This is a genomic window from Arthrobacter sp. SLBN-112, assembly GCF_030944625.1.
Taxonomy (GTDB): Bacteria; Actinomycetota; Actinomycetes; order Actinomycetales; family Micrococcaceae; genus Arthrobacter.
Genome location: NZ_JAUSXY010000001.1, coordinates 548,933 through 564,107, shown reverse-complemented (window position 1 = coordinate 564,107; position 15,175 = coordinate 548,933). Strand labels below are relative to the sequence as shown.

At 66.9% G+C, this 15,175-nt stretch carries 13 protein-coding genes; 4 read left to right on the top strand and 9 right to left on the bottom strand.

What is annotated here, in order from left to right; all coding sequences use genetic code 11:
- Window positions 1-8 precede the first annotated feature (8 nt).
- The 7 genes from QF050_RS02690 to QF050_RS02660 form a co-directional block, all read right to left on the bottom strand.
- Window positions 9-1,136, bottom strand: coding sequence for a Gfo/Idh/MocA family oxidoreductase (locus tag QF050_RS02690; RefSeq protein WP_308929034.1), 1,128 nt, complete (start codon window positions 1,134-1,136; stop codon window positions 9-11).
- Window positions 1,133-1,885 (bottom strand): sugar phosphate isomerase/epimerase, encoded by a 753-nt coding sequence (locus QF050_RS02685; RefSeq protein WP_308929033.1) that lies wholly within the window; start codon window positions 1,883-1,885, stop codon window positions 1,133-1,135. The genes QF050_RS02690 and QF050_RS02685 overlap by 4 nt, the downstream gene beginning before the upstream one ends.
- Before the next feature lie 46 nt (window positions 1,886-1,931).
- Window positions 1,932-2,825 carry a carbohydrate ABC transporter permease gene (locus QF050_RS02680; protein WP_308929032.1) on the bottom strand — a complete coding sequence of 298 codons (894 nt, stop codon included), beginning with the start codon at window positions 2,823-2,825 and terminating at the stop codon, window positions 1,932-1,934.
- Window positions 2,825-3,787, bottom strand: coding sequence for a sugar ABC transporter permease (locus QF050_RS02675; protein WP_308929031.1), 963 nt, complete (start codon window positions 3,785-3,787; stop codon window positions 2,825-2,827). Before QF050_RS02675 ends, QF050_RS02680 begins: the two co-directional genes overlap by 1 nt.
- Before the next feature lie 9 nt (window positions 3,788-3,796).
- Window positions 3,797-5,119, bottom strand: a complete 1,323-nt coding sequence (locus QF050_RS02670) for an extracellular solute-binding protein (RefSeq protein WP_308929030.1) — start codon at window positions 5,117-5,119, stop codon at window positions 3,797-3,799.
- Window positions 5,120-5,233: 114 nt separating this feature from the next.
- Window positions 5,234-5,590: a hypothetical protein gene (locus tag QF050_RS02665; protein WP_308929029.1), complete on the bottom strand. Its 357-nt coding sequence runs from the start codon at window positions 5,588-5,590 to the stop codon at window positions 5,234-5,236.
- Window positions 5,591-6,022: 432 nt separating this feature from the next.
- Window positions 6,023-7,114, bottom strand: a complete 1,092-nt coding sequence (locus QF050_RS02660) for a Gfo/Idh/MocA family oxidoreductase (protein WP_308929028.1) — start codon at window positions 7,112-7,114, stop codon at window positions 6,023-6,025.
- 192 nt (window positions 7,115-7,306) lie between these two features.
- Here QF050_RS02660 and QF050_RS02655 point away from each other — a divergent pair, with 192 nt between their 5' ends.
- Window positions 7,307-8,527: an ROK family transcriptional regulator gene (locus QF050_RS02655; RefSeq protein WP_308929027.1), complete on the top strand. Its 1,221-nt coding sequence runs from the start codon at window positions 7,307-7,309 to the stop codon at window positions 8,525-8,527.
- A 40-nt stretch (window positions 8,528-8,567) separates the two neighbouring features.
- Here the strand turns inward: QF050_RS02655 and treS are convergent, their stop codons facing one another.
- Window positions 8,568-10,844 carry a maltose alpha-D-glucosyltransferase gene (gene treS / locus QF050_RS02650; protein WP_308929026.1) on the bottom strand — a complete coding sequence of 759 codons (2,277 nt, stop codon included), beginning with the start codon at window positions 10,842-10,844 and terminating at the stop codon, window positions 8,568-8,570.
- A gap of 348 nt (window positions 10,845-11,192) precedes the next feature.
- On the opposite strand from treS, the gene QF050_RS02645 reads away from it, so the two are divergent.
- Both QF050_RS02645 and QF050_RS02640 read left to right on the top strand, forming a co-directional pair.
- Window positions 11,193-12,080, top strand: a complete 888-nt coding sequence (locus QF050_RS02645) for a GAF domain-containing protein (protein WP_308929025.1) — start codon at window positions 11,193-11,195, stop codon at window positions 12,078-12,080.
- Window positions 12,077-12,997: an SGNH/GDSL hydrolase family protein gene (locus QF050_RS02640; RefSeq protein WP_308929024.1), complete on the top strand. Its 921-nt coding sequence runs from the start codon at window positions 12,077-12,079 to the stop codon at window positions 12,995-12,997. The genes QF050_RS02645 and QF050_RS02640 overlap by 4 nt, the downstream gene beginning before the upstream one ends.
- A gap of 13 nt (window positions 12,998-13,010) precedes the next feature.
- Here QF050_RS02640 and QF050_RS02635 read toward each other — a convergent pair whose 3' ends face one another.
- Window positions 13,011-14,363 (bottom strand): solute carrier family 23 protein, encoded by a 1,353-nt coding sequence (locus tag QF050_RS02635; protein ID WP_308929023.1) that lies wholly within the window; start codon window positions 14,361-14,363, stop codon window positions 13,011-13,013.
- 199 nt (window positions 14,364-14,562) lie between these two features.
- On the opposite strand from QF050_RS02635, the gene QF050_RS02630 reads away from it, so the two are divergent.
- Window positions 14,563-15,168 (top strand): malonic semialdehyde reductase, encoded by a 606-nt coding sequence (locus tag QF050_RS02630; RefSeq protein ID WP_308929022.1) that lies wholly within the window; start codon window positions 14,563-14,565, stop codon window positions 15,166-15,168.
- The last annotated feature ends 7 nt before the right edge of the window (window positions 15,169-15,175 follow it).

Here is a 15,175-nt window from a genome sequence, read left to right as displayed (position 1 = left end):
CTTGCCTGTCAGAGTGTGGCGGTTTCCGGGGCCCAGTCCTCCGGGATGGGGGAGGAAGCCGGGGCTGAGCTTTCGACGTCGATGAACGTGCCGCCGTCGATGGACTCACTGATGGAAACCATGGTGTCCAGCACGTGGTAGGCCAGGTCGCCGGTGGCGCGGTGCGGGAGGCCGGCGCGGATGGACCGTGCCATGTCCAGTACGCCCATGCCCCGGCCGTTGGCGGGCCCGGTGGCCGGGACGGTGGTCCAGTCCTCGTCGCCGGCGCGCCAGAGCTTGATCTCGCCGGTGAAGTAGTTGGGGTCCGGCAGCGACAGGGTTGCCTCGGTGCCCGTGATTTCCACGAAACCCATCCGGGTCCGGGGGGATTCGAAGGAGAAGACGCTGTGCGAGGAGGCCCCGGACTCGAACTGCGCCATCGCCGAGACGTGGGTGGGCACCTCGACGGTGAACTCCTCGCCGGCCTTGGGCCCGGAACCGATCACCCGGACGTCCTTGGCCTTGGAGCCGACGGCGGCCACCTTGCGGATGGAACCGAACGCCTGGACCAGGGCGGTGAGGTAGTACGGGCCCATGTCGAACAGAGGACCGGCACCGTGCTGGAAGAGGAACGCCGGGTTGGGGTGCCAGGACTCCGGGCCGGGGGTCTGGAACATGGTCATCGCCGTCAGCGGGGTGCCGATGTCCCCGCGCTGGATCAGCCGCAGCGCGGTCTGGATCCCGGCGCCGAGGAAGGTATCCGGCGCGCAGCCCAGCCGGATGCCAGCCGTGTCCGCGGTCTTGAGCAGGCCCAGCCCGGACTCACGGTCCAGCGAGAACGGCTTCTCGGTCCAGACATGTTTGCCGGCGTTGACGGCGGCGGTGGCCACCTCCACGTGCGCTGCCGGGATGGTGAGGTTGACGATGATTTCGACGTCGGGGTGGTTCAGGGCCTTCTCCACCCCGCCCCACTCGGGGACCCCGTATTCCTTGGCGCGCGCCTCGGCGGCTTCCTCGAAGAGATCGGCGATGACGTGGACCTTGAGGTCCGGGAACGCGGTGAGGTTGTCCAGGTACTGCTTGCTGATCACGCCGGCGCCGATGACGCCGACGCCCACCGGGCCCTTGCGGGAAGACGTGGCTGCGGGGGTGCTCACGCGTTGGCTCCTTCGGCTGCGGTGTTGCTGTTCAGGAAAGCCAGGCTTTCTGCGATGCCTTCGAAGATATCACCGGCGTAGTCGTCGAACTCCACCACGCCCACCTCCAGGGACCTGGCGGCCGCGATCACGTCCATGACTGGCACTTTGCCCTGGCCTGCGGGCTGCTGGGCCTTGTTGTCCCTGGTCAGGGGACCGTCCTTGATATGGATGAACTTCACCCGGTCACCCAGCTTGGCCAGGATGTCCACCGGGTCTTGCCCGCCCACGGCTACCCAGTACGTGTCCACTTCCAGGACCAGTTCCGGGTCCAGCAGGGATTCGAAGTACTCCAGCGCGGTGCGGCCGTCAATGATGGACTCCAGCTCCCAGGCGTGGTTGTGGTAGCCCACCCGGATGCCGTACCCGGCGCCCTTCCGGGCGGCAGCGTTGAGCTTGGCTGCCGTCGCCTGGATGTCCTCGGCCCTCTGCCAGTGCTCGGCGGGCAGGAACGGGTCAATGACCGTGCTGATGCCCAGTTCCTTGGCGGCGGTGAAGATCTCGTCCTGGTCCTGGCTCATCAGCGGGGCGTGGCCGGAAGGGGCGGTGAGGTCGTTCTTTTTCAGGGCGGCGCCCAGTTCCTTGGCCGTGGCCACGAAGTTGTATGGCTCCACTTGCGTGAAGCCGATATCGGCGACCCTCTTGATGGTGCCGGGAAGGTCCTCGGAGATGGCGTTGCGGAGCGTGTAGAGCTGAAGTGAGTAGGACATGGGTTTCCTTAGCGGTGGTGTGGAACGGTTGGAAGAGTGCGGGGGGTCAGCGGCCCGCGAGGGAGCCGCCTATACCGCCGACGCTGAAGTATTTGTTCAAGGCGGCGAACACGATGACGGGCGGGAGCATCATGACCACGGCCAGGGCCATGACTGAGGTCCAGTCTGTCGCGTTTTGCTGGAAGAAGGACTGCACGCCCATGGGGAGGGTGAAGATTTCGTTCGAGCGGAGGAAGACGATGGCGACGAGATAGTCGTTCCAGGCCAGGAGGAAGGCGAAGATCGCGGTGGAGAGGACGCCGGGGAGGGAGTTCCGGAGGACCACCTTGGTGAAGGACCCGAAGACGGAGCAGCCGTCGATCCAGGATGCTTCCTCCAGGCTGATGGGGATGGAGTCGAAGTACGCGGCCATCATCCAGGTGGCCACCGTCATGGTGGAGCCGACGTAAATGATGGTCAGGCCCAGGAGGTTGTCTACCAGGCCCATGCCGGCGAACAGGATGAACAGCGGCACCACGGAGGTGATGATGGGCAGCGACTGCATCACGAACAGGAGCAGGGAATAGCCGGAGACGGCCTTGGACCGGCCGCGGGAGAGGACATAGCCGGCGGGGGCGGCCACGGCCACCGAAACCACCACGGTGGAGAGCGTGGTGACCAGGCTGTTTTTCAGCCACGTGGCGGCGAGGGTCTTGGAGAAGACGTTGCTGAGGTTCTCGAAGGTCAGGCCGGTGGCGGTGCTGTTGGGGCCCGGGGTGAAGGCGAGCACGATGGTGACCATGATGGGGACCAGCACGACCGCCGTGATGATGAGGATGGCGATGAACCGCCACCAGCGGCCCCGCTGGCCGGCTTCGGAGAGTACCCGGCGGGCGTTGCCAGCCTGGCCGACTCCCAGCGCCGGGCCGGATTGGGGATGGGCGTGGACTGCTGCGCTCATTATTCGACACTCGACTTTCGGATCTGGCGGTACAGGATGACCGAGATGACCACCAGGGTCATGGTCATGAGGAAGGCGATGGCCACGCCGGGGCCGGTGGCGAAGTCCTGGAACACGGTCCGGTAGGCCAGGACCACCAGGGAGGTGGTGGCGTTGACCGGGCCGCCGCCGGTGAGCAGGTAGATGGTGGGGAAGTCGTTGACGCAGAAGATGGTCATCAGGATCCAGCTGATGTAGGTGGAACGGGCAATCAGCGGCAGGGTGATCTGGGTGAACTGCTGCCAGGGGCTGGCGCCGTCCATGCTCGCAGCCTCGTACACGGTGGTGTCCACCGAGGCCAGGGCGGCCGAGATCATCATCATCATGAACGGGAAGCTGACCCAGACTTTGAAGACCATCACGGTGATGGAGGCCAGGGTGGGGTCTGCCAGGAACAGCGGGGTGCCCAGGCCAAGGTTCCGGAACAGGGCGGGAATCAGGCTGTCCGGGGTGGCCACCAGCCAGTTCCAGGCGGTGGAGGACACCACGATCGGCACCACCCAGGGCAGGAGCAGCAGGACCTTGAACGTGTTCCCGGCGGGGATCTTGGTGCGGAGGAGCAGGGCAAGTCCCAGGCCCACGAGCCAGGATCCGAACACGCCGACGATGGTGAACCACAGGGTGAACTGCGCGGCTTTCCAGAACGCCGGGGAGGTCAGGACGGTGGAGAAGTTCTGGACGCCGACGAAGTTGCCGGTCTGGAGCAGGTCTCCGTCGTGCGTGGCCTGGACCGCGGCGTAGATCAGGGGGTAGCCGTGGATCAGGACCAGGAGGACCACGGACGGGAGCAGGAGCCAGAAGAAGGTCCTGGTGGCCTGGGCGGAGAGCTTGCTCTTGCGTTTGCCCCCGGCGGTCCCGGTCCCGCCGGGGGCAACCCCGCGGCGGGCCCGGGCCAGGCCGGATTGTGCAGTGGTGGAGGACATGGCGTGCGCTTACTTCTTAAGGACGGATTCGAGGCCGGACTGGAAGGTCTGCAGGGCGGTCTTGGCATCGGCCTTTCCGGTGATGATGGTCTGGCTGAACTGGTTGAGGGCCTGGCCGCCGTCGAGGGCGGCCAGGTTGGCGTTCAGCTTGCTGCCCTGGGAGGCGAAGGTCTTGGCGATGGGCTGCCAGTCCTTGACGATCTTGACGTTGTTGGGATCGTCCGCGAACTCGGGCATCTCCGTGATGGATTTGAAGACCGGCAGGGCGGACATGAGCTTCTTCTGCCACAGTTGCTTGAGCTGGCCCAGGTAGTACACCAGGAACTCCTCGGAGGCGTCCTGGGACGGGGTGTTGGTGTACATCATGATGTTGTTCGGGAACACGATGGTGGCTTTGTCTCCGTGCGGGCCCTTGATCGGGTCAGCCACCAGGAGGTCGCCGGAGGTGTCGCCCACGCGCTGCGGAACGTTCACCTGGAACAGGCCGTAGCCTGCCTTGCCGTCCTTCCACTGGGCCGACATGTTGTCGGTGGTGTAGCTGACCGCGGCGGGGTCCACGATGCCGTTGGACACGAGCTCCAGCACGAACTCCATGGCCTCGACGTTGCGGTCGTTCATCAGGTCCAGCTCGCCGTCCTTGTTGAACACGCCGCCGCCGTTGTTGACCATCATCATGATCATGGAGTGGTTGGCGTAGTTGTTGCCGGCACCTGCGCCGGTGGTGAAGCCGAAGGCGCCGACCTTCTTCAGGGCCTTGCCGGCTTCAAGAAGGGACGGCCAGTCCGTGGGCAGGGCGACGTTTGCCTTTTCGAAGAGGGACTTGCGGTACCAGAAGACGCGCATGTCCAGCTGCCAGGGAACTGCCACATAGCCCTTGTCCGACTTGAACGGGTCCAGCACGCCGGGCAGGAAGTCGTCGAATTGGCCGTTTGCCTTCAGCTTGTCGATCACCTTGTCCGCGTAGGCGATCTGGCCCTGCTGCTCGAACTGGAACGCCTGGAAGCCGCCGCCCGTGGAAACCGCGGGACCGGTCTTCGAGGCGATCGCCGAGGAGAAGGTCTGGTAGAAGTTGTTCCACTGGATGATCTGGTAGCTGGCTTTGCTGCCGTTGGCGCCGGAGAAGCCCTCCGCGATGCTCTTGGCGGCGTCGTTATAGGCCGGCGTTGCCCAGGGCATGTCCCAGAACTTGACGGTCCCGCCGGCCCCGCCGCCACCCTGGGATGCCGAGCCGCCGCCACAGGCTGCAAGCAGCGGTACGGAGGCTGCAGCGGCCGTCAGGCCCAGGAAGCCGCGTCGGGAGAAGGAGCGGCGTGCTTCGGAAGATGCATTCATGATGTGTCCTTTCGGGACCGTCGGGCGCGGTGCGCCGTTGGTACGGTCCTGCTCATCGTTGAGAGTGGAGGTGGGACTGGACTGCCGTGTTCGGTTGCGTATCGGAGGGGCTGGTTACGTGGCGGTGAGCGTTGCGTAGAGGTCGGTCAGCCGGGCGAACCCGGCCAGATCGTCCGGCCTGGTGCCGGCGCTGAGGTGCTCCTTCAGGCGCCGCCACGCAAACCGGTGGGCGGATTCGTACAGGGTGGGAAGCAGGAGGTCGCCGTGCGGCCCGGTGACCCGGACCTCGGCCGGCCAGGCGGCGTCCGGATCGGGAACCTGGACGGCAACCCCGCCGTCGGCGGTGTAGAGGCGGATGTCGACGCCGGACGGCCGGGCGGCGGTGAGCACGCCCTGGGCGGTGAAAGGCGCACCGTTGGCGAGCCTGCCGCTGACCGTCGAGCCGGCCGGTGACGGCCAGCAATGCGGCAAGGTGCTCGCCCAGGAGTTGCTGCGGATCGGTGCCGGGCGCCGCCGTCGCCACACTGTCCAGCAGTGACGCGGTGCCCAGCCCGCTGCGCACCGCGCCGCGGGCGTCGGGGCCGGAACCTTCGGCGACCAGGGCGGGGTTTGCGGCCCAGCGGAGATCAAGGACGACGACGGCCCCCGTGGCGTCCGCCACAGCCGCCAATTCCGAGGTGTCCTCGGGCACGGGGTTGGCCACCACGATGCCGCGCGCACCCGACTGCACGGCGCCGGCGGCTTCGGCGGTCCAGCCGCTGCTGCCCGCAACCACCAGCACATCGGCAAGGCCGGCGTGGCCGGCAGGGGTGGGGCCGAACGTTGCGGGCAGCGATGCCACGGTCCGGGTGACCGCGCCGGCCTCCTCGGCGGCTGGGGTTGCCTGCACGGTGAAGTGGTTACTCATGCGGAAACTCCTGCCACTGCGTTTGCATGGTCCGAGGCGCCGCTTTCCACGGTCGCTTCGGCGATTGCCAGGGCGAACGTGAGGTCATCGATCAGGGTTTGGGCGGAGGGGGCACGCCGGTTTCCCCTGGCGAGGCCGGCAAGTTCGCGCCACTCGCCCTCGTAGCCGTTGTGGCCGTAGGGGCCGAAGCTGGTGGTTTCGCTGCCATCACGGCGGGAGAAGGTGGCGACCGCGGAACCGGCCTGGACGTAGGAGGGCGTGAAGTCGATGTGGAGCGCGGAATCCCCGGCGATGGCCTCGAAGGTCCACTCGGGCTTCCAGGTGCCGTTCATGACGGCCCGCAGTTCAATGACGCGCGACGGGGTCCGGAGCGAGACAGCGTACCCGAACGGGCGGACGTGCCGCGCTTGCAGGACCTCCACGAGCTCGAAGTCCGGCGTGAACCGGCGCACCAGTGGAAGGTCGTGGATGGCCAGGCCCATGATCCCGCCCTGCAGGGCGGCCTTGATGACCTCGATGTCCGAGTAGTCCGGCCGGCCCGCGGCCGGGCGGGTGACGATTTCCGTGGCGAAGTCTTCGAAGCGGGCGTTGGGCGGCAGGACGATGGAGGAGCGGATGGTGTGGACCGTTTCGGGGAGATCGCCCCAGTTCTGTTCCGCGGCGAGCCAGCCGGGATCGAAGGTGTGCATGGCGCCCACGACGATCGGGACACCGGTTTCGGTGCTGACCGCGGAGATGCGGGCGGCTTCCTCCGCGTTCATCGCGAACGGCTTTTCGCAGAGGACGGCCTTCTTGCCGGCCCTGCATGCGGCGATGACCTGGTCCGCGTGGAACTGGTGGGGGCTGCAGATCGCAACGATGTCAACGTCCGGATCGGCCAGCAGCTCATCCATGCTGGTGCTGGATGCTGCTCCGACGCGCGCCGCCACCGAAGACGCCACTGCTGCGTCCACATCCATGATGTGCCGTACCTCAAGGACATCGCGAAGCCGGGCCAGGGCGGGAAGGTGGATGGCCTGGGTGACCGGTCCTGCGCCCAGGATTCCGACGCCCAGGGGCCCGTCTGCCGGCGCGGTGTGATGGGACAAGTTCAATTACCTCTTCGTAAGCGGACTCTGGAGTGGTGGCATCACCGTGGTGGATACCAGCCATCGGATTCACGAATGTGCCCTGCATCACAACCTAGGACTACTTTTGACGCACGTCAAGCAAAAGTTGCTCGTTACTCGTTATTCTTCTGGTGTGGTGACAGTACTAAGTAAGAGTGTTATGACTTAGGCATGACTTCTTCACCCGCCGGGAAACAGCTCGGAAAGGAATCCGACGCTGGCAGCCTCTCGCGCGCGGGCGACCTGTTCCAGCTGCTGCGCGACGGCAGGGCCCGTACCCGTGCCGAGCTCGCCTTGAGCACAGGGCTCGCCCGTTCCACCGTTGCCTCCCGTATCGACGCGCTCATGCTCTCCGGCCTGGTGGGGCCCGCCGGTGAGGCGCTCTCCAGTGGCGGAAGGCCGCCGTCGCGCTTTGCCTTTAATCCCTCCGCCCGCCTGGTTCTGGCTGTCGACGTCGGTGCCACGCACGTGATCGTCGCGGTCACCGACCTTGGCGGGACAATCCTCGCCGAGCACCGGCTGGCCCAGCAGGTGGCCGACGGGCCGGAAGCTGTGCTGGACCAGGTGGTGGCGCAGGGCAAGGAACTGCTGGCGTCAGCGGGACGCAGCGTCGGCGAACTCGCCGGGATCGGCATCGGACTCCCGGGCCCGGTGGAGCATGACACCGGAAAGCCGGTGAAGCCGCCTATCATGCCGGGCTGGGACGGGTTCGACGTGGTCAGCTACGTCCAGCGGTCCCTGCCCGTCCATGTGCTCGTCGACAACGACGTGAACATCATGGCGCTGGGGGAGCAGTCCGCCCACTGGCCCGAGCACAACAATTTCTTCTTCGTGAAGGTGGCCACCGGCATCGGCTCCGGCATTATCAGCAACGGCGAGCTGCAGCGCGGCGCGAACGGCACGGCCGGCGACCTCGGGCACATCCAGGTGGCCCGCGGTGCGGAGGTCCTGTGTGCCTGTGGAAACTACGGGTGCCTTGAGGCACTCGCGTCCGGGCCCGCCGTCGCACGCTCCCTCCGGGACCAGGGCGTGGACGTGGCCAGGGGCGCGGACGTGATCCGGCTCGCCGCCGACGGCAACCTGCAGGCCATCCAGGCGCTGCGTCAGGCCGGCCGGGACATCGGCGAGGTGCTGGCCACCGCGGTGAACCTGCTCAATCCATCCGTCATAGTGGTCGGCGGCAGCTTCGGCGAAACGGGTGAGCACCTGGTGGCAGGCATCCGTGAGGTGGTGTACCGGCGCTCCCCGCCGCTGGCCACCTCACACCTGCGCATCAATGTCTCCCGGGCGGGCGACCAGGCGGCTGTCCTCGGGGCGAGCCAGCTGGTCACCCAGTACGTTCTCTCGCCGGCCATCATTGAAGCCACGCTTGCGGGCGCGATCGCCGGGTAGCGCCTGAAAATCATCCTCCGGCGCTACCCGGCGTGCCTGGCTACGCCTCCGCTTCCGGCTCCGGTGCCTCGGTGAGGAGCAGCGCCGTCCCCTGGTAGGCCGGCAGGTCGAGGAAGAAGCTGTGCAGGTCATCCACCTGCCCCACGGTTTCGCCGCTGAAGAGGTCCCGGACGTTGGCGCCGGAGGGCAACTCGTTGGACTGGATGCTGCCGGCGATGTCCTGCCCGGAGAAGTTGAGCGCCGTGACCTGCAGGGCGCCGTCCTGGAGCCGGTTGACCAGCACCAGCGCCCCGCGGTTTGAGACGTCGGGGACATCGAGCAACGTGCCGGTGGCGATTCCGTTGTCCTCGCGGACGGCAAGGATCCGCTGCAGCCGCCGCGCGAACGAGTTCGAATCCTGCAACTGCTCCGGCAGCGTGCCGTACAGGCTGCGGGCCCGCGGCATTCCCGACGAGGACGTGGTGGCGTCCGGGCTGGTACCCATGAGGTCGTGCGCGCCGCGGTTGATCCAGCGGGTGTCGCCCTGGGAAGTTAGTTCCCGGACGCTGCTGCGGTCGAGGGCCAGGATGCCCGTGAGGTCCCAGCCGGAGAGGGCAAAGACGCCCGGTTGCAGCGCGTTGTACATGGCCAGGAGGATGTGGACGTCCCGGATCTGCGCCTCCTGCTCCGGGGTGACGCTGGCTGGGTCCTGGATGCCCAGGGCTGCCATGATGAAGCTGACCGTGGTGCAGGCGATGCCGTTGGTGGTGAAGACGGCGTTGTAGGGCCCGTTCTCGCCGGTCAGCCGGTCCCGCAGGGTCTGCTGGACCTGTTCGGCGAGTTGCGCGCCGGTGAGTTCCTCACCGTTGAGTTCGAACATCTCGTCCCGATGCCCGGCGGCGAAGTGCAGGAGCTCGTAGGTCAGTTCATCATGGTTCTGCAGGGCATGGACCAGCGAGGCCTGGTCCACCCCGATCTCCATGGACAGGCGCAGCGTCAGCCGCAGGAATTCGGTGTCCGCCGTGACCAGGGCGTAGTGGTACGCGGGCCGGGTGATGAAGTCGTAGGAGAGGTCCGGGCCCGATTCGGAGGTTGCCTTTATGTCGTCGATGGTGAGGTTCAGTTCCTGGAAGGAGAACCCGCCCACCTTGCGGATCATGGAGCCGATGAGCTGGTTGGCGGCCTCCGACAGCGGGTGCCCCTCGGACCAGCCGGGCTGTTCCTCGGCGCTCTTCTCCACGCCCAGGAAGCCGTTGGCGTCAAGGCGCAGCGCCCCGGTGCCCAGGTCCACCAGCGAGTGCAGGGCGTCGCCCACCACCAGCCGCATGCCCGCGAAGGTGGGGTCCAGCCAGTTGATGGAGGGCTGCCCGGCCTTGAAGTAGTGCAGGTAGACCCAGCGGCGGGTCTTGCCGGTGGTGTCCACGATGGGCCGGGTGGCGCTCCAGTTGGTTTCCTTCACCCCGGGTTCGTAGAAGATGACGCGCTGCAGCCTGCCGATGATGTAGCCGGCCTTCTGCAGGGCCTGCTCCGAATCGGGGCTGAGGTTGACCGAGTCGGCGCCTTCGGGGACATCGGGCAGCAGGTTCCAGTCCTCCTCCGGGATGTCCACCATGTGGTAGATCCCGGGGTAGTCGCGGAAGTTCATCTCGGCCAGCCGGAAGTCGGCGCCCTTGCCGGTGTGGCCGGGGACGATGTCGTCAATGACGGTGCCGCCGTGCTCCGCGGCGACCTCGCACATGCTGCGGAATTCCTCTTCGGTGCCGAACACCGGATCGATCGCCATGCTGATCCGGTCGAAGTGCCCGTCCACGCTGGGGGTGTGCGACCAGCCGCTGATGCCGCCCGCCAGTTTCACGGGCCCGGTGTGGATGCCGCGGATGCCGATTTCGCGGAAGGCTTCCCACATGGCCGTGTCACCCAGGGCGGACAGGAATGACCGGCCCGTTTCGGTGATGAAGGACAGCGGGTAGGCGGTGAACCAGACGGGGGCGCGTTCGACGGCGGCCCGGGGGTTCGGATGCGCGTACGAGTTCTGCCACATGCTGGCCTGGCCGGACAATTGCCGGGCCAGTGTGTTCGCGTCACCGAGCATGGCCTGGTTGCGCAACCACTCCACATACGCGGCGTTTCGTCCATCGAATTCGAAGGAGGGCCTGTTGCCGACGAACTGGCGCCGCCGCGCTACGGGCCGCAGCGCCTTTGGCCGGGCGGCGAAGAACTGTTCGTCGAAAGTGACCTCCAGGTCCGCTGCCGGCTCAGCGGCGGCTGCCTCCCCTTCCCCCACTCCGGCGGTGTTATCCGCATCCGAAACGCGCTCGCTGGTCCCCGGCTCCCGCATAAGCTCCTCTTTCCACTGCTCGTCTCCGTGCTGGCATGGATGCTCCAAAGCCCCTTGCCCGTGGAAAGGTACCCAGGCGGACAGGGAGTATTCGGTGTCCCTCTCCCGATGCTACTGGGCGGCGCAACCGGTGGGCGGGACAAACGTGCCCGCTAGTGGATGCCTTGTCCGATCTGCGGGCCGATCTTTGCTGCGGTGCCGCTGTAGCCCGCACAGGGGGACCCTATCAGCGAACCAGTTCTGCTTCTTCGGTTTATTTCGGCTGCCACTCCCGCCATGGCCCGGTTCGGACGTATTCTTGGAACCAGGTTTTGTAGTAAGCCGAAGCGCTTCGAACAGGGCTGGAACATGGCGGCTGAACCTTCGGGGCAGGTTGGCTGGGGGCTGCTTCCAGTTACCCCGGAGCCAGTATTCGACAGCAAAGATGTCGAAGTCTTCCTCCGGGAAGTCACCCATGACTTCATGAGCGATATCAAGGGTGAACACCGCGGCATTGGCTGGGCCGCCACGCTCTTCCGGCTGGGTCAGGCACGCACCCTCGCGGCCAGCACGGAGCAGGCGCGGGAGGCGGACCGGGAACAGTGTTCGTTCGCTGATGGGCCCCTCATGGAGGCCATGCGTACCGAGGCATTCGTGCTGGTCTCCGATCTCAACCGTGACCGGCGGTGGCCTGGTTACGCGAGTGCGGCGTCGGGCCACGGGGTGCAGTCGATGCTTTCCGTGCCCATCCTGTCCGAAGGCGGGACAAGCGCCGCCATCACTTTCTACGCAGGCGTGCCGCACGCGTTTACCAGCGACGACCTGGTCAGGATCCAGGACTATGCGCGCCACATGGCCCGGGCCCTGCGCCTCGTGTTCCGCGTGGCCGAGAGGGCGGAAGCGACGGCGGGCCTCGCCGTCGTCCAAAGCTCCCTGGTCCTGGTGGACCTGGCGGTGCGCAGCCTCGCCAGCGAATATGGCCTCAGCAGGGAGGCCGCGCTGATTTTCCTGCAAACGCAGGCAATGCACCATGAGCTTGACCTCCGGGACGCGGCCCTCAACGTCGTGGCCCCGGGGGCCGGCCGGGACCGGAACGGCGCACCGCCGTCCGCGTTGCGGCAGGAAGCGTACGACGGCGTCGCGGAGCTTCCGCGTCCGTCGGCGGCGGGGCGTGGCTTTCCAACCGGAAAGCCACCCCGCAGGGACGCTGCGGTGAAGGCGGAAACCCCGCCTCCCGCAGAAGGGAGGACGGCATGACCATCCAGAAGCAGGAGCCGCGTTTCGTCGCGGACGGACCGGACAGCCACCCCTGGCACCGGTTCGTTGCGCTGGGAGACTCCTACACCGAAGGAATCGGGGACCCGGAACCGCTGAGCCTGGGCGGTCTTCGGGGCTGGGCGGACCGTGTAGCCGAGGAGCTGGCGTCAGGCCGGCCCGACTTCGCGTACGCCAACCTGGCCATCCGTGGAATGCTGCTGCGGCAAATCCTCGAGGGACAACTGGCGGCGGCGCTGTCCCTGAAGCCGGACCTTGTAGCCATTGCCGCCGGTGGAAACGACATCATCTTCAGGCACGGCGATCCCGACAAGCTGGCCGGTAAGCTCGACCAGGCCATTGGCACGCTCGCAGCCACCGGCGCCACCGTGCTCCTGTTTGCGGGCCCCGACTGGGGCAACACGCCGGTCTTCGGCAAGATCCGCGGCCGCGTGGCCATCTACAACGAGCACCTGCACACCATCGGGGCCCGGCACCACGCCATCATGGTCGACCTGTGGTGCCTGCCGGAGCTTCAGCACGCATCCATGTGGGACCCGGACCGGCTGCATTTGTCCCCGCTGGGCCATCATGCCGTGGCGGTGGCAACCCTGGACGCGCTGGGCGTGGAGCATGCACTCACGCCGCTGCAGCCCCGGCCCCTCCCGGCCCATGGGTGGACACAGGCCAGGGCCGAGGACCTGGTGTGGGCACGGCAGTATTTCATGCCATGGGTGCTCAGGCAGTTGCGTCCGCACCAGGCCGACGCGCTGGCGGCGAAGCGGCCGCAGCCCGGCCCGGTCTTCGGCCAAGGCCGTCCCGATCGCTTCGTGCCGGGACACCCGGCCAACGGGACCATGCTGGGTCCCGACGTTGCGCCGGAAGGTCCGGGCGGGAGGGAGACGGACCGGGTGGCCTGACGCCCCGTGTGGTTCAGCGTTTCCTGGGTGACCGCTTGGAGGCTGCGTTCATCGCGGCCTTGACTGCCGGGGGCAGTCCCGCGTGCTCGGTTTCAGGTTCGGCCGCTGTTCCGCGTACCTTGGCGATGGCCCGCATGCCGTGGTAGATCACCAGCGCGGCTGCCGAGCCCAGGGCGATGCCGGTGAATTTGAGGTCGCCGATTGTCCAGGTGTAATCCGCGATCCCGATGATCAGGGCCACGGCCGCGGTGGTCAGGTTGACCGGGTTGGCGAAGTTCACTTTGTTCTGCACCCAGATCTTCACGCCCAGGACGCCGATCATGCCATACAGCATGGTGGCGGCACCGCCCAGCACCCCTGCCGGCACGGTGGCGATCAGCTCGCCGAACTTGGGTGAGAAGCTGAGCAGGATGGCGAACATGCCGGCCACCCAGTAGGCCGCCGTCGAATACACCTTGGTTGCCGCCATGACGCCGATGTTTTCGGCGTAGGTGGTGGTGCCCGAGCCCCCGCCAAGGCCGGCGAGGACCGTGGCCGCGCCGTCGGCCATCAGCGCCCGGCCGGAGACGCCGTCGAGGTTCTGCCCCGTCATGGCCGCAACCGACTTCACGTGGCCGATGTTCTCGGCCACCAGCACCAGGACCACCGGGACGAACAGCCCCAGCACGCCGATGTGGAACTCGGGGGTCTGGAAATGCGGCAGGCCCACCCAGGCCGCGGCGTCCATCTTGTCGTAGGCCACCTCGCCCCGGAGCATGGCCACCAGGTAACCCACCACCACGCCCACCAGGATGCTGAGCCGGCCCAGGATTCCACGGAACAACACGCTGACCAGGATGATCGTGGCCAGCGTAACGACGGCGGTGATGGGCGCGGCGTCAAAGTTCTGCTTGGCCGCGGGGGCAAGGTTCAGGCCGATCAGCGCCACTATGGCGCCGGTGACGATTGGCGGCATCAGCCGGTTGATCCACCCGGCGCCGAACTTCTGCACCACGGCACCCACCAGGGCGAGGGTGGCACCGGCGAGCACCACGCCGCCCAGCGCCCCCGGGATGCCGAACTGCGCCTGCGAGGCCGTGATGGGTGCGATGAACGCAAAGCTGGAGCCAAGGTAGCTGGGCACCCTGCCCTTGGTGATGACCAGGAAAAGCAGCGTTCCGATGCCGGAGAAGAACAGTGTGGTGGCCGGCGGCATCCCGGTGATGATGGGGACCAGGAAGGTGGCGCCGAACATTGCCACCACGTGCTGCATGCCCACGCCGATGGTCAGGGGCCAGGCCAACCGCTCATCCGGGGCCACCACCTGGCCGGGCTTGATGGTCTTGCCGGTGCCGTGCAGCTTCCATTTGATTCCGAGCATGCTCATGGGAAGGAATGCCTTTCAGGGGTGCCGCGAGGGGGCGAAGAATAACTCGGTCCAGAATACCGCCAAGTATTTCCCGCCGGACCGCTGTGGCCAACGTCACCCGGCGTCACGGGAAGAGGACTGAAGCACTTGAAGTTGCAACTATGGAAAGCAACAGGAGCCACCCCCGCACGCGGGCGGCGCAGCGAAAGGTAAGCCAATGACCATTGCCCATGAAGAAGCGGTTATCGATTCGGCGGCCGTGGACGCCATCTTCGCCCAGGCCCGGACCGCCAACACCTTCACCGGCGAGGTGACCGAGGAGCAGGCCCAGGCCATCTACGAGCTGACCAAGTTCGGGCCCACCGCTTTCAACTCCCAGCCGCTGCGCGTCACCTATGTCCGCTCGGACGAGGCCCGCGCCACCCTGGTGGATGCGCTGTCCCGCGGCAACCAGGCCAAGACCGCGTCGGCTCCGCTGGTGGCCATCCTCAGCTACGACACCGACTGGGCGGGCAAGTGGGACACCTTCCTGCCCGGCTACAACGCCCCCAAGGCCATGTACGACGCGGACCCCGAGCTCGCCGCCGCCACGGGTAACAACAACGCCCACCTGCAGGCCGGCTACTTCATCCTGGCCGTCCGCTCACTCGGCTTCGCCGCCGGCCCGATGACCGGCGCCGACTTCAAAGCGATCGATGCCGCCTTCTTCCCGGCCGGCGACCAGAAGAGCTTCCTGGTGGTCAACATCGGCCAGCCCGGCACGGAAGCCTGGGGCGAGGCAAAGCCCAAGTACTCCTACGACGAAGCCGTCCGCACCGTCTGACGCCCCA

Coding starts and splice junctions, on each gene's coding strand:
- QF050_RS02685 (WP_308929033.1), bottom strand. CDS start 1,885: ATGTCCTACTCACTTCAGCTCTACACGCTCCGCAACGCCATCTCCGAG.
- QF050_RS02680 (WP_308929032.1), bottom strand. CDS start 2,825: ATGAGCGCAGCAGTCCACGCCCATCCCCAATCCGGCCCGGCGCTGGGA.
- QF050_RS02675 (WP_308929031.1), bottom strand. CDS start 3,787: ATGTCCTCCACCACTGCACAATCCGGCCTGGCCCGGGCCCGCCGCGGG.
- QF050_RS02670 (WP_308929030.1), bottom strand. CDS start 5,119: ATGAATGCATCTTCCGAAGCACGCCGCTCCTTCTCCCGACGCGGCTTC.
- QF050_RS02655 (WP_308929027.1), top strand. CDS start 7,307: ATGACTTCTTCACCCGCCGGGAAACAGCTCGGAAAGGAATCCGACGCT.
- treS (WP_308929026.1), bottom strand. CDS start 10,844: ATGCGGGAGCCGGGGACCAGCGAGCGCGTTTCGGATGCGGATAACACC.
- QF050_RS02645 (WP_308929025.1), top strand. CDS start 11,193: ATGGCGGCTGAACCTTCGGGGCAGGTTGGCTGGGGGCTGCTTCCAGTT.
- QF050_RS02640 (WP_308929024.1), top strand. CDS start 12,077: ATGACCATCCAGAAGCAGGAGCCGCGTTTCGTCGCGGACGGACCGGAC.
- QF050_RS02635 (WP_308929023.1), bottom strand. CDS start 14,363: ATGAGCATGCTCGGAATCAAATGGAAGCTGCACGGCACCGGCAAGACC.
- QF050_RS02630 (WP_308929022.1), top strand. CDS start 14,563: ATGACCATTGCCCATGAAGAAGCGGTTATCGATTCGGCGGCCGTGGAC.